Raw genomic sequence first — 14,366 nt, forward strand, 5'->3', positions numbered from 1 at the left:
GCTTCACGGCAGATGCCTGCGATCAGGTGTCAGTTGCACGATTCTGACGCGCAGTTGCGAGGTCAGTTGCTGCTCACTCTTGAAGATGAAACCGTCACGCGGATCAACCCAATAATGATTGGTCGCACTCAGGCCGATGGCCGGAGCTTCAAGCTGCTCATCGACACGCAGCACGGTGTATTCCTTGTCAAGAATGTCGAGGGTTTCCGTCGAGCGGCGGGTGAAGCGACTGTTGACGATCACCCCCACTTCCTGGCCCTTGTAGAGGTCGATCCAGCGCCGCGTGGTAAAACCATCGGCGACTTGATGCAGGCCTGACTTGAACGGCGAGTCATCCGCCAGACGCGTGCCGTCGAGATCGCCCTCAAGGCCCAGACCAATGCTGCGCACGGCCAGGCCATCGCGCAGCAGCAGCACTTGCTTGCCGGAGGCGACCCAGAACTGCAGGTCTTCACGCTCACGCACCAACGCCAGCACCCCGGAGCCGGACGGCGTGGTCAACTTGAGTTGCGGATAGCTGACCTCGGCCACCTGGGCCGGCGTCACGTCCACTTCGTCAGGGCCGATCACCGCCGATTTGAGGTTGTTCAGCGACGCGCTCATCAGTGGGTTACAGCCGCACAACAACAGGGCCGCCATCAGGCAGACACCCACTTTCAACGTGTTCACAGTCGGCGGCCTTATTTGCTGTTGTTACTGAATTCGCTCCAGTTCTTCGCAGCGGAAGCCCCGGATCCGACAATCGACGCCGACGGCACCAATTGGCTGATGAAGCGGTTCCAGCGCGTCACGTTCGCAGGGCCGACATAAACGACATCCTGCGGACGCACTTCGAAATGCGTGGCGAGCGCCATGGCGGTCGGCGACTGGGCATTCAACTGGTAGATTTTCGCCGGCTCGACGTCGAGGTTCTCTACGCCGCGAATGACGTAAACCGCGTTGCCGTTGGAGGTGGTCTGGCTCAAGCCGCCGACCGAACCGAGCACATCGGAGAGGTTCATCGTCGCCGTCTTGAAGCTCAATGCGCGTGGCTGGTTGACCTCACCCATGACGTAAATTCGCTTGTTGTCGTTGTATGGCAGGTACAACTGATCGCCGCCCTTGAGGTACACGCCTTGCAACTCGGAATCATGATGGTTGAGCGAGTCGAGATTGAGCGGATACACCCGCCCGTTACGCGTCAGCAGCAGGCCGGACAAGTCCGCGTTGCTGGTATCGATGCCGGCCGAACCCAGCGCTTCGACCACGCTCAGCGGATTGGTCGAAATCGCCTGCGGGCCGGCCTTCGTAACCGCGCCGGTGACCACCACTTTCTGACTGGCGAAACGCAATACGGCGACGTCCACCTGCGGCTCGGCGATGAACGCCGACAGCCGTTGTTCGATGTCTGCGCGCAGTTGCTGGATGGTCCGGCCGGTGGCCTGGACTTCCTTGATAAACGGGTAATACAGCGTGCCATCGGAACGCACCAGACGGCCGTTGGCATCGATCTGTTGCTGCGCACCGGACGGCGCTGTCAGCTCGGGGTGATCCCAGACCGTGATGTACAAGACATCGTTATTGCCGATGCGGTACTCGGCCGGGGTCGTCAATAACTCCGGCGGCAGCGACGTGCGCTTTTGCGTGGCGCGGGTAGTGGAGATCAGCTTGGGCGTGATCGGAATCAGCTCGACCCGGCTGCTCTCACTGGCACCCTGGCGGGTGATGTCGCTGGTGCTCAGGTATTGGCCGGGGGAAAACATGCAACCTTGTAAAGCGAGACTTGCCAACATTAAAAGAGAAAAACTACGAGTCATAATGGCACTACGCTATTCAAGGGCGGATCTAAAAAAAGAAGTCACCCGACTTGCGTCGGGCGACCCTGTACTGCACTAACAAAAACCGCTGTTAGTTATGCGTGCCGGTTGTACCGGTGGTACCCGTCGTACCGGTGGTACCGCCGTTGGCACTGCCACCGCTGTTGGACGCCGCTACTGCACTGGCGACCATTGCAGTACTGGCTGCAGGGGCTTGCGAAGCCGCTACACTACCGCCCACATTGGTCACCGCAGTAAGCGGCGCTTCAGCTGCGACAGCCCAGTTGCTCAACATCGTCAACAGGGCAACTGCCATCACTTTCTTCATATCAACTCCTTTCTAACATTCGACCTGTTAAAAACCGGCCGGTGCTAGAGGTGGTAGAGTTCAAGTCCGCGAAAAATGCGAACAAGATCCGTTGTTCTTTCACAGTCTTACGCAACTGATAAAAGTCGAACGGCAGGTTTATATCTACGGACTTGCAAAAGGCATTTCCAGCGTATTTTCCCGACGATATCTAACACCTGACCGAAACTAACATTGGGCATCAAAACGACATTATCGGAGATAGCCCTTCGGATGGTTCGATTGCCAGCGCCACGTGTCGTTGACCATGTCCTGCAAGTTACGCCTGGCTTTCCAGCCCAGCTCTTGCGCAGCTTTGGACGCGTCGGCCCAACTCTCGGCGATATCCCCCGAACGTCGCGGCATCACCCGATATGGCACGGGTTGTCCGCAGGCCTGCTCAAAAGCACGTAACACTTGCAACACGCTGTAGCCATCGCCGGTGCCGAGGTTCCAGGTATGAATGCCGCTGCGTCCGGAAATCGACTGCAAGGCTTTCAAATGCCCGTCCGCCAGGTCGACCACGTGGATGTAATCACGCACACCGGTGCCATCGACCGTGGGGTAATCGTCGCCAAAAATCGACAACTCTTGCAGGCTGCCCACCGCGACCTGGCTGATATAAGGCAGCAGGTTGTTGGGAATGCCGTTCGGGTCTTCACCCATATGGCCGCTGTGGTGCGCGCCGATCGGATTGAAGTAACGCAGCAACGCGATGCTCCAGCGCGGCTCGGACTGGCACAGATCACGCAGGACGTTTTCGACGATCAGCTTGGATTGCCCGTAGGGATTGGTCGGCGTACCGGTCGGAAAGTCTTCGCGGATCGGCATCTGCGCTGGCTCGCCGTAGACCGTGGCCGATGAGCTGAACACCAGGCGAAACACCCCAGCCGCCGCCATCGCCTGACACAACGTGATGCTGCCGCTGACGTTGGTCTCGTAATACTCAAGCGGCTTGCGCACGCTCTCGCCGACCGCTTTGAGACCGGCGAAATGCAGCACGCCGTCGATGGCATGCTCGTTGAATATCCGATCAAGCAGCGCCCGGTCGCAGACATCACCGCGAATCATCTGCGCACTTTTGCCGCAGATGGCTTCCACCGCATGCAGTGCCGCATCGCTGCTGTTGCAAAGATTATCCAGCACGACAACTTCATAACCTGCTTCAAGCAGCGCAAGTGTGGTGTGCGAGCCGATATAGCCGGCGCCACCGGTTACCAGAATCTTCATAGCGCGGTCCGTGATTGGATAAGTAACAAGTAGCGTGTCAAGCCTGTTGTTGTGGAGATGTGTCGCAATTCACACAAACCAGGCGACAACAACCGAAAACAAAACTAGTTCAATGACTGGCAATAAATATTTTTGCAGGTCACACTGTATTGCCCGGTACTTATTAGCACTGCAAGTGCACTCATCACTATCAACAGATACCGACTAAAAATAACTAATAACGCGCCATCCGACATCTCATAACATTGTCGCGATTTACCGGCGCATTCAATTGCTATTAATAACCTGACTCAGGTATTAAAGCAGTCGTTCAATAACTATTGAAACTTGCACTCCTTCGTTAGTGCGCGCACCCGTTGGCTGTGTTCCATGACTGTCCAGGATACTTTTATGATTCGTAAATGTTTGTTTCCCGCTGCCGGATACGGCACGCGTTTCTTGCCAGCCACCAAAGCCATGCCGAAAGAGATGCTGCCGATCGTCAACAAGCCGTTGATCGAGTACGCCGTTGAAGAAGCGCGAGACGCCGGCTTGCAACACATGGCCATCGTCACCGGCCGGGGCAAGCGTGCGCTGGAAGATCATTTCGATATCAGCTACGAACTTGAACACCAGATCCGCGGCACCGAGAAAGAGAAGTTCCTTGCCGGCACCCGCGAGCTGATCGACACCTGCACCTTCTCCTACACGCGCCAGGTAGAAATGAAAGGCCTGGGCCACGCAATTCTCAGCGGTCGCCCGTTGATCGGCGACGAGCCATTCGCCGTGGTCCTGGCCGATGACCTGTGCCTGAACCTGGAAGGTGATGGCGTGCTCACGCAGATGATCCAGCTCTACAAGAAATTCCGCTGCTCGATCGTAGCGATCCAGGAAGTCCCGGCCGATCAGACGCACAAGTACGGCGTGATTGCCGGCGAGCTGATTTCCGATGGCATTTATCGGGTCAACAACATGGTCGAAAAACCGGCGCCGCAGGACGCACCTTCGAACCTGGCGATCATCGGTCGCTACATCCTGACGCCAGACATTTTCGACCTGATCGCCGACACCCAGCCGGGCAAGGGCGGCGAGATCCAGATCACCGACGCCCTGATGAAACAGGCGCAAAACGGTTGCGTACTGGCCTACAAGTTCAAAGGCCTGCGCTTTGACTGCGGCGACGCCGAGGGTTACCTGCAAGCGACCAACTTCTGCTACGAAAACGTCTACCTCAAGGGCCGCTGAGACGGCTCCCACACCCACCGCCCACTCTTCATTTCAGGCAGGCCTCTATGAACATTGCACAACATTCGGCAGACATTGAACGTGAGGTGGGCAACCTCGGGGTGGTCAGTTGGTTGTCGCGTCAGCAGCCGTTGCCCAGCGCCAACGAGTCCTGGCTGGGCACCATTTTGCTGGTGGAGCGCATCGGCATGTTTCCGTCCTCCGGCGACATTCGCCGGCCGCTGGCCGATCCCTATCCCCTGCTCGCTCACCTGAAAAAGCTCTATGGCGAGCAGGCGCTGGAAATCGATGACCACGACGGCCTGAAAGTGATTTTCAGCGACTGGCGCTTCCGAGTGCGCATCTGCTGCAACGACCCGGCGATCATCATCAACGTGGAGACGCGTTGTGATACGCGGTTGATGCCGCAGAAGCTTGCGGAGTTGTTGAGTCAACTGGACGGCTTCGAAAAAGCGTAAGCCCCAACGTTCACCTGTAGCTCTTAAATCCCGGTCATCCCTGTAGGAGCTGCCGAAGGCTGCGATCTTTTGATCTTGAAAAAAATCAAAAGATCGCAGCCTTCGGCAGCTCCTACAGGGGTTTTGGGGTGTCGCAATTGCCTGTGTGACCGCCCACGATCCAGCCATAGAAATAATCGGCAATCACCTTGCCGCCCGTGGCCGGCACCGGATGAATCTTGTCCGGGCCGATCATCGCCGCCGCGTAGCGTTTGACGTCGCTGCCGAACGCGCATTGCAGATTGGCGTACCCCAGATGCTGGGACTGAGCCCAAGGCTGCAAAACCTGCGCATAAGCCGACATCGGATAGGTACTGGAGCGCGTGGTGTCCTGACGCATGATCAGGTTGATGCTCGCCGCTGGCTGAATCTCGCGAATCATTGCCACCAGCCCCTGCACATTGTGCAAATACGTCTGCGGCTTCACGCCAAAGCCCTGATCGTTGCCACCGAGCATGATCAAATAAACGTCGGCAGGAATCTTCGACACGGCCGCTTTCCACTGTGTCTGCCACTTCGGATCGCTGTGATAGAAGTCAGCGGATGCCGCGCCGGACGCCGCCAGTTTGGACACCCGCACGCCGCCCTGATCGTTGCTCATCCACAAGCCAAACAGGGTTGGCGCGCCGTTCACCACTTCGAGCCGGAACGCCCAATCAGCCGCTGTCGGCGTGTCAGGCAGTGGCACCTCTTGCACGCCGTAACCGGCGAGCTTCAAGGGTTTCCAGTCTTGTGATGGCGTCCAGCGATAGCGGATCTCAATGGGCTCACCGTTGCCCAGATAAAGTAATTTCGCTTGAGTGACGACGGTGTTGATCGACGGTGTCGGGCTGGCATCGACCTGCAACCATGCACCGGGCCGCCCTGTCACTGTTCGGCTATCAGGGCTGGCCTGGCCAAGCCCGGAGACCTTCCAGTCGCCGCCAAAATACTTCTCGCTGCTGCGGGTGTATTTGAAGTGTGTGCCGCCCAGCGCCGCGCCGTGGTTGAAACCGACGTAGCCAGGCCCGGCAAAACCCACCTCCCCGGCCACCCGCTGCACCAGTTTGTTCAGATAGAAATCCTGTCCGGCGCTGTAGCTGTCGCCGATCACCGAGACTGCCAGCACCTTGCCGGCCTTGCCTTCACGCCACTGGGCAAAGCGCTCGCGCGCATCCCCCACCTCAACCACCGACGCTGCAACGGGCTGAGCGTCATCAACTGCCAACATGCATAAATTCCTTCATTCAGTGACGACCCCTTCGCGAGCAAGCTCGCGCCCACAGGGTTTGTGGTCATCCATTAAATCTGTGCATACCAATAAACCTGTGGGAGCTGGCTTGCCAGCGATGGGGCCGAGTCAGGCACAGATTCATTACCTGATCCACCGCCATCGCTGGCAAGCCAGCTCCCACAGGGATGGTGTGACTTACAGGGATGATTGGGTTGGCACCACCGGGGTGATGGGGCCCAGTGGCTTTTTGCTTGCCGCCCGCTCCCCCAGAAACAGCACCGAGGTCACATTGAACCGACTGAAAACCATCGACAACACCACAGGTCCAAGCAACCCGCACGCCACGCCGCCGAACACCAGCAAGCTCTCATCCTTCACGCCCAAACGTCCCAGGACAAACCGCGAAGTGGCGGCAAACAAAACATGGAATAGGAAAATCGCATAGGAATAACCGCCCAGCCAGGTCAACCACTTCGAGCGCATATCGCTCGACAGCAGCGCGAAGCAGGACACGCAACCCACCGTCAGACCAATCACACTACGGCGATCAACAATCAGTTCGCGATCCACCGCCGCGACATACAACAGCGTCAGCGAGATCAGCACAAACACCAACGGCCCGATCATCTTGAACCGCTGCCTCAACGCGTCGACGCTCTCTTGGCCGATCATCCCCGCCACGAAAAACGGCAGCAGGTAAATTGCGCCGTTGATGCCGAACGCATCAAAGGTGAACGGCGGCAGCAGAAATATCGCTGCGGCAAAGGCAAACAGCAGATACAGGCGCGTGGGCGAACGCAGCAGGCCACGCCACTCCAGCAAGCCGACGAACATGAAAATGATGAACACCGCCTGCAAGAACCAGAAGTGGTTGATCGGCACCCAGAACGACAACAACGCGTCGATCACACCGACATCCTTGTTCACCCCCGGGCCGACCGCTTGCAGCACCGAGAACGGCACGCCTACGCAAAACAGCGGCACGATCAGCCGCCGAACCTTGCCGGTGAAGAACGTGGAAAAGTCATTCCCGCGGATTTTGTAAATCGAGTAGATGTAGCCGGAAATGAAGGTGAACAGCGGCATGCGCACGTACACCATCGAGTCGGCGAGCACTCGAAACGGTGAGCCCAGGTCGATCTTCAAGCCGCCGCCCAACGGGCCGATGACGTGATAAAGCACCAGCAGCAGACACGCCAGGCCGCGCAGGGTTTCGATCTCCAGGGACTTTTTCTTGCTCGACATAAAGCACCTGCCTCAATTCAGAATTCTTGATTCAACCTGCACCGGTTTGTGCGCGCGCAGCATCAATCCCAGGCCCACGAACAGCACTGGCACGACCATCGAGAAGTGCCGGGCGAAGGAGCCGAAGTCCGGTTCGAACAAACCCTGCACCAGCAAAAACGCCAGCGGAATCGCGATCAGCTCCTTGGGTTTGGTCTGTATCGGTGTGCCCTTGTAATCGGTGGAGGTGATGACTTTGAACAGCAGCAGCGCGGTCATGATCATCAAGGCAACGAAGATCGCCTGACCCGGCCCGGACAGCAGAATCAGCTCCACGGGGAACGACAACCGGAAGAAGATGATCATCGAGTCCAGCGCTTGCGAGACGAAGTCACTGCCGCTGAGCCACGACACGATCAGCGATTTCGAGCCCTCCTCCCCCGCCGTGCGCAATTCGTTGTTACTCGCGCGAATCGACGACACCGGAAACCCGAGCGCCAACTGAATCGCCATGGCAACCGCCAGATAGAACATGAACAGCATCAGGAAAAAGGTCATGCGCGATACATACTTCTTCATCACACAGACGCCGACCCAGGACAGCGAAAACAGAATCCAGTAAGGCCGGATCAATACGCCGTAGATCACCGCCGACAGGAAAAACCCGCCGCGATATTTACGCGTCAACGAGCTGAGCAAAATGCTCAGCACCGCCACCGAGACGATGATTTCCTTGGTCAGGTTTTCCAGAAAAAACGAGCGGACGATGCCCCACAGACACAGGGTGCCGAAGATCGCCAGCGGCATGCGCCGAAACACCACCACCGGAATCGCCGTGAGGAAGAAGTTGCAGAACATGCCGTAGGCCCAGGCATTGGTCAGGTTGATCCCGGTGGGCCGCAGCAGGAACGCCGAACACTCGTAGGAGGAGCGATCCGGCGAGAACGGGTTCCAGAAATTGCAGTTGTCGGCGCGTGCATAGGACGACCATAACGTCATGGCATCCGGCCCGGGCGCGCGAGGGACCAACAGCGGCATGGCCACCGACAGAAACAGGCCGGTGAAGAGGATCAGGAACGAGACGTACGAATCGAGTTTCTTGCCACGAAACTCGATGCACGGCAGCTTCAGGCCCATGACACAGCGGCCTTCTTCACGCCAGTCACGCGGGTCAACACGGCAATCACGCCAAGCTGCACGATGATCGCAAAGACGTTGCCCCACGCCGCGCCATAGATCGAATAGTGCTTGATCAGCAGGTAGCTGACCGGCACCGAAACCAGCAGGCAGATCGCCGCGCTGGCGAGTGACACGCGACTGTTTTTCGAGGCAATCAAACCGCCCCAGACGATGTCGCCAATCGCGCGCAAGGCGAAAGAGAAGATCAGCACAGCGAGGATCGCGTTGTCCGGACGTGGCACGCTGGTCGCGACGTAATCGAGCACCACGTTGAAGAACAGATAGATCGCCACCGCTACCACAGCGGACACCGCCAGTGAACGCATGACCCATTTGTTGACGAACAATTGCCTGACCGTGAACGCTTGCTGATCGGCCTGAAAACGTTTGGCCAACACCGGAATGCCGACCACCGCCACCACCGCGTAGGACAACGCTTGCAAGGTGTTGGCCGCCGACCATGCGTACACGTATTTACCGAGGCTGGCGTAGGGTTCGAGGTCGATGATCAGAAAGCGCTCGGCGTACTGACTCAACGCGATCAGACCGGTGCCGAGGTAGAACGGCAACCCGGCCTTCCAGACAGTCGCGGTGGCCAGCGTTTCGGCTTCTCGCCCCCGATGCACGTTCACCACGATCAGGTAGCCGGCGATGATCACCAGCACGTTGGCGACCACCCACAACCACAACACACTGGTAATGCCCGACACCCAGCCGAGCATCATCCCGCTCACCGCCAACAGCGCCCACAGGCCGGTCTTGATGAAAAACAGCAGCGCGCCCGCCGTGGCTTTCTGCGCGGAAAACACGAACGAGTTGATTTCGAACGACAGGTGTTCGGTGAGCAACACCAGGGTCACGCAGAGGATCAGCGCCATCGGCGCCTCGACGGCCTGGAACAGTGAATAAATCAGCACTGTCACCACCGACAACAACAGCCCCACCGCCAGATACAGCAGCAAAACCTTATCGACGACCCGGCGCGAACTGCCGCCGACACTGATCAGCCGATTGATTTCCGAACTGAAGCCGACGCTGTAGAACTTCGAGGCAATTAGCGACGCCGCGACCACCACGCCGTAAAAGCCCAATGCCTCATAACCGAGGTAATGAGTGATCGCCAGCACCAGCAAAAACTTCGCGCCCAAGGCTCCGCCGCGAAGCAGTAGCCGAAATATCATCGAACGATCCCTTTGATGATCTCGTCCATGGCCACGGTTTTTGCCTCGATCTCGCGGCAGGTGTCGGTCAGGCGTTTGCCGAAATTCGACAGCGCGTTCGGCGCGTAAACCGTGTTGATGATGGTATCGACATTGATGTCGCCGCCGTTGATCACCCAGTCCTCGACACCCATGTCCTGATAGGCGCCGAAGCCTTTGCGTTCGTAGCTGATGTGGTACGCCGGAACGCCCGAGAGCAGCGATTCGATCGCGCCGTGCAAGCGCACGGAAATCACCAGATCCGGCTGATACTTGGCAATTGTCGCCTTCAGTGGCAGCAGGTCTTCGCTGATGCCCAGTTCGCGATAGAACGCGCCGTCATCATTGCCACGCACGGCGCTTTGCACGGCGCAGACCACTTTGCTTTTGTTCTTCAGGCGTTGCAGCAGCAGCTTCAGATTGGCGACGTAGGCGACCTTCTTTTCCTTGCTCCACTCAGGAGGCTTGCGCAGCACGACGCACACCGTGGCCGGGGACGCAGCGCAACGGGTGAACTTGGGTTGCTGCAGGATTTTGCTGGCCAACGATTGCACGGCCAGATCCGGCGCACGATAGACGTTGTCACAGGCGTCGAAGATCGCCGACGAACGATTATCGCGCACGAACACCGCGTCGGCGCTGGCGTAATGCTCGACGATTTTGCTGCTCTCGCCATGGAACGGGCCGATGCTTTGCGGCAGGTACACCGACGGCACTTTGCTGAGGATCGCGGTTTCCAGTTGCTTGGCGTGGCCGAGTTTCAACTTGATGTGCTCGAACGCACTTTTCGAGCGCATGTAACCGCCGCCGACGCCGACGATCAGGTCGGTCTTGCGCAACAGATCGGCGAGCCCTGCGTAGGACTGATTGAGAAACACCGCTTGCTTGACCCGCCCCAGTCCTTTGGCCGCCATCACCGGCGCGTCAAAACGTGGGTGCGGCAGGTAGCTGAAGGATTGCGGATCGGACGCCACAACGCTGATCGCGGTGTCGTCACCAAAGTTGCGCTGCACCAGGGCAATGGCCAGATCGACAAGAAGACCGTCACCGGAGTTGGACGCACTGTAGCCATGCAAAATCGTTACGTTCATAAGCTTGAGTTCTACTTAATAAGTGGGAGCGCGATACAGGTCGTAGGTCTGGCGGATCATTAACGCGGCGCTGAAACGCTCGCGGACAATGCTGCGGCCCTCGTTGCCGAGGTCGAGCAACCGCGGCTTCTGGATTTTCGCCAGCACGTCCGCCAGCGCCTGGTGATCACCGGTCGGGAAGACGTAACCGGACACCTCGTTGCTGACCAGCTCGGGCAGCGACGTGCAGTCACTGGCGATCACCGGCAGCCCCATGGCCATGCCTTCCAGCGGCACCATGGCAAAACCTTCCCAGCGACTCGGGACGATCAAGGCATCGGCTTGTTGATACAGCGCGTGCACTTCACTCGGTGTGACCCACGGCAGATATTCAACGCCATCCATGGGCGGGCACTCGACCACGTCCTCGTTGACCGCACTGCCGACCACCGTCAGTTTCAGATCGTTGCGCTGCACCTTGGCGTAGGCCTTGAGCAACACGTCGAAGCCTTTCTGGTAGTCGAGGCGGCCGACAAACAACAGATGAATCGGCTCGGGGTTGGCGATTTTTGCCGCCTCGTCCCGGCGATGAATGCCGTTATAGATCAGGCGCATGCGCTTGCGCTCGATGCCGAAACTCGCAGCTTTGTCGAGTTCGTACTGGCTGACGCAGATGATCACGTCGGTGACCTTCTGCAAGACACGCTCGATCCACGCATAGACTTTCTGCTTGATCGGCGAGCTTTCCATCAGGAACGAAAACGCATGCGGACAGTAGACGATTTTCGGCTTGCGCCAAGGTCGCAACAGCACGCAAACGCAACGGCCGATCACCCCGGAAAAAGTGCTGTGCAGATGCACCACATCGGGTTTTTCCTTGATCATCACCTGCGCCAGGCGCCAGGCGAAACGCAGCAGCGACGGCACGTTGCGCCCGGTTCGGGCAAAGGTGCGAATCTGCTGCGCAGCAATGCCATGCAGCTCTTTTTCCTGATCCTGCGGGACCAGATAAACCAGCTCGTAATTGGCAGCATCGTCTTCGGGCGACGTCGAAATCGTGCGAATGACCGTCGCAACGCCACCTTTTATCGTCTCAGCCACGTGCAGTATTTTTTTCACAACCACCCACTCCAAATTTAGAAAAATCGCGGCAAATCAGGATTTGTCGGAGGCGTATTCGTAGTTGTAATAGCCGTAGCCGCCGTTGCCGTAGTAACTGGCCGCGCGCTTCTCGACGCCGTTGAACACCGCACCTTTCAACTCGATGCCGTTCTGGGCGAAGCGGCGAATGGTCAATTCGATTTCCTTGGCCGGGTTCACCCCGAAGCGCGTGACGATCAGGCTGATGCCCGCCTCACGGCCAACAATGGCCGCATCGGTCACCGCCAGCAGCGGCGGCGTATCGATGATCACCACGTCGTACAGCTCGCTGAGTTCTGCCAGCAGCTCGCGGAAATTGGCGTGCATCAACAGCTCGGAAGGATTGGGCGGCACCTGCCCGCGACTGATGAAATGCAAGTCGGCGCCTTCGATTTTTTTGATCGACTGCTCGAGGCTGCAGCGCTTGACCAGCAGATCCGACAAACCATTGGCGATCGGTACGTTGAGGGTTTTGTGCAGATGCCCTTTGCGCATGTCGGCGTCGATCAGCACCACACGCTGACCGCTTTGCGCCATGACGGCGGCAAGGTTGGAAGAGACGAACGTCTTGCCGACCTGCGGACTCGGCCCGGAAATCATGATGCGGTTGTTGGTCGAGTCCAGCCCGGCGAAGTGCAGGCAGGTACGCAGGCTGCGGATCGACTCGATGGACAGATCCGTCGGGTTGCGCAACGCCAACAGGTACGCCGGTTTGTCCACGCCATCGCGGGCGCGACCCTTTTTGCCGTCCTCTTCCTGTTGCAACGCGCTGTAAGGAATCGACGCGTACACCGGCAAGCCAAGTTGCTCGATCGCCTCCGGCCCTTCCAGGCCACGACTGAGGGATTTGCGCAGCAACACCAGGGCGACGCCGACGAAGGCGCCGAGGAAGGTTGCGATAAGCACGATCAGGGCTTTTTTCGGTTTGACCGGGCTGGTCAGGTCGACATCCGCCATGTCGATCAAGCGGACGTTGCCGACTGCGCCGGCACGGACGATGTCCAGTTCCTGAGATTTGTTCAGCAATTGCGTGTAGATCTGCGAGGCCACTTCAACATCGCGGGTCAGGTTCAACAGCTCCTGTTGCGTGGCCGGCAAATCCTGAACCTTGCCTTCAAGCGACTTCTGCTGTTGCGTCAATTCGCCGATCTGGCTCATCAGTGCGCGATAGGCCGGATGCTGTTTGGTGAACTTGCGATCCATCTCCGCCTGCTGCATTTTCAGCTCGGAAATCCGCGTATCGAGCGCCACGGACTGACCGAGCACCGACTGGGTTTCCAGGGAGATGTTCACGGTCTTGCCGTGCGTCTGGTAGGCGTTGAGCGCATCACTGGCCTTGGCCAGATCACGTTTGACCTGCGGTAGCTGACTCTGCAGGAAAGCCAGGCTCTGCGCCGCTTCGGCAGACGTGCGGCGCACATTCTGCTCGACGTACAGCGCCGCGATCTTGTTGAGGATCTTCACCGCCTCAGGCGCGTCGGCGCTGGCCAGCGCGAGGCGGATGATGCCCGACTCTTTGCCCTGCTCGGAAATATCCAGCGCATCCTGATAACTCTGGATGGTCACGATCCGTGGATTGCGCACCACCTGGAACTGCGTGCCAGGATTGGCCGACAGCTGGGCGATCAGCCCTTCTACGTCATCTTGTGCGAAGGCTTCACCGACAACACCGTCTACCAGCACGTTGTCGTTTTCATCGAACAGCTTGAAGTGATGTTGTTCACCGGCAATCAGCGTGAGCTTTTTGCCCAGCAGTTCTTTTGGCAGGTCCAGCCGGGCGATCTCGACACGCTCGCCGCCCCACGCATAGCTGTTCATGCCGAACTTTGGCGGCGCGACGCTGAACTCGGTTTCGCCGCGATAACGGCGAGCGAGAAAACCACCAATCAGCGGGAAGGTATTAGGCGTGACATCGATATCCAACCGCAGGTCATCGACGGTTTTGCCGATCACCGCGCGCGACTTGATGATGCCAATTTCGGTCACCGACGGCGATTGCCCACCGAGCATGCTGTTGAGGTCGGAAAAACCGAGCATGTCGTTCTTTTTCGGTTCGACCTGCACCAGCGCGTTCGCCAGGTACACAGGCGTGGCCAACACTGCATAGGCAACGCCGGCAGCCATAAAGGCACCGGTGAGTGCGCCGATCAACCATTTCTGGTCTATCAAACTGCCGAATATGCCGAGTAGATCAATACTGTCTTGATCGTTGTCACGGTTGGCGATTACTGACGGTAACTGCATAAGT

13 protein-coding genes are annotated in these 14,366 nt (G+C 58.3%); 2 read left to right on the forward strand and 11 right to left on the reverse strand.

The annotated features are described in order from the left end of the window. Positions 1 to 3: 3 nt before the first annotated feature. From H8B20_RS16500 to galE, 4 genes are all read right to left on the reverse strand, one after another. Positions 4 to 669, reverse strand: a complete 666-nt coding sequence (locus H8B20_RS16500) for a YjbF family lipoprotein (protein WP_210623889.1) — start codon at positions 667 to 669, stop codon at positions 4 to 6. Between the two features lie 11 nt (positions 670 to 680). Further along, positions 681 to 1,796, reverse strand: a complete 1,116-nt coding sequence (locus tag H8B20_RS16505) for a polysaccharide biosynthesis/export family protein (protein ID WP_210623890.1) — start codon at positions 1,794 to 1,796, stop codon at positions 681 to 683. A gap of 91 nt (positions 1,797 to 1,887) precedes the next feature. After that, positions 1,888 to 2,124: a hypothetical protein gene (locus tag H8B20_RS16510; RefSeq protein ID WP_210623891.1), complete on the reverse strand. Its 237-nt coding sequence runs from the start codon at positions 2,122 to 2,124 to the stop codon at positions 1,888 to 1,890. A 231-nt stretch (positions 2,125 to 2,355) separates the two neighbouring features. Then, positions 2,356 to 3,372 (reverse strand): UDP-glucose 4-epimerase GalE, encoded by a 1,017-nt coding sequence (gene galE / locus H8B20_RS16515; protein ID WP_210623892.1) that lies wholly within the window; start codon positions 3,370 to 3,372, stop codon positions 2,356 to 2,358. Between the two features lie 390 nt (positions 3,373 to 3,762). Here galE and galU point away from each other — a divergent pair, with 390 nt between their 5' ends. Next, positions 3,763 to 4,596, forward strand: coding sequence for a UTP--glucose-1-phosphate uridylyltransferase GalU (galU, locus tag H8B20_RS16520; RefSeq protein WP_042560129.1), 834 nt, complete (start codon positions 3,763 to 3,765; stop codon positions 4,594 to 4,596). Positions 4,597 to 4,643: 47 nt separating this feature from the next. Next, positions 4,644 to 5,054, forward strand: a complete 411-nt coding sequence (locus H8B20_RS16525) for a phosphohexomutase domain-containing protein (RefSeq protein ID WP_210623893.1) — start codon at positions 4,644 to 4,646, stop codon at positions 5,052 to 5,054. A 112-nt stretch (positions 5,055 to 5,166) separates the two neighbouring features. Here the strand turns inward: H8B20_RS16525 and H8B20_RS16530 are convergent, their stop codons facing one another. The 7 genes from H8B20_RS16530 to H8B20_RS16560 all read right to left on the reverse strand — a co-directional run bounded on the left by H8B20_RS16530 (position 5,167) and on the right by H8B20_RS16560 (position 14,362). Continuing rightward, entirely contained in the window at positions 5,167 to 6,303 is a 1,137-nt protein-coding gene (locus H8B20_RS16530) for an SGNH/GDSL hydrolase family protein (RefSeq protein ID WP_210623894.1), read from the reverse strand. A gap of 198 nt (positions 6,304 to 6,501) precedes the next feature. Further along, positions 6,502 to 7,551 (reverse strand): acyltransferase family protein, encoded by a 1,050-nt coding sequence (locus H8B20_RS16535; RefSeq protein ID WP_210623895.1) that lies wholly within the window; start codon positions 7,549 to 7,551, stop codon positions 6,502 to 6,504. A gap of 12 nt (positions 7,552 to 7,563) precedes the next feature. Beyond that, a complete protein-coding gene (locus H8B20_RS16540) occupies positions 7,564 to 8,667 on the reverse strand; it encodes a hypothetical protein (RefSeq protein WP_210623896.1) in 1,104 nt (367 codons plus the stop codon). Beyond that, positions 8,658 to 9,890: an MATE family efflux transporter gene (locus H8B20_RS16545; protein WP_210623897.1), complete on the reverse strand. Its 1,233-nt coding sequence runs from the start codon at positions 9,888 to 9,890 to the stop codon at positions 8,658 to 8,660. Before H8B20_RS16545 ends, H8B20_RS16540 begins: the two co-directional genes overlap by 10 nt. After that, positions 9,887 to 10,999: a polysaccharide pyruvyl transferase family protein gene (locus H8B20_RS16550; protein ID WP_210623898.1), complete on the reverse strand. Its 1,113-nt coding sequence runs from the start codon at positions 10,997 to 10,999 to the stop codon at positions 9,887 to 9,889. The genes H8B20_RS16545 and H8B20_RS16550 overlap by 4 nt, the downstream gene beginning before the upstream one ends. A 15-nt stretch (positions 11,000 to 11,014) precedes the next feature. After that, a complete protein-coding gene (locus tag H8B20_RS16555; protein WP_200616757.1) occupies positions 11,015 to 12,097 on the reverse strand; it encodes a glycosyltransferase in 1,083 nt (360 codons plus the stop codon). Between the two features lie 36 nt (positions 12,098 to 12,133). After that, the gene (locus H8B20_RS16560) at positions 12,134 to 14,362 is read right to left on the reverse strand and encodes a polysaccharide biosynthesis tyrosine autokinase (protein WP_210623899.1); all 2,229 of its coding nucleotides are present in this window, start codon (positions 14,360 to 14,362) and stop codon (positions 12,134 to 12,136) included. Positions 14,363 to 14,366 lie beyond the last annotated feature (4 nt).

Source organism: Pseudomonas sp. P42 (genome assembly GCF_017973755.1).
Taxonomy (GTDB): Bacteria; Pseudomonadota; Gammaproteobacteria; order Pseudomonadales; family Pseudomonadaceae; genus Aquipseudomonas; species Aquipseudomonas iridis.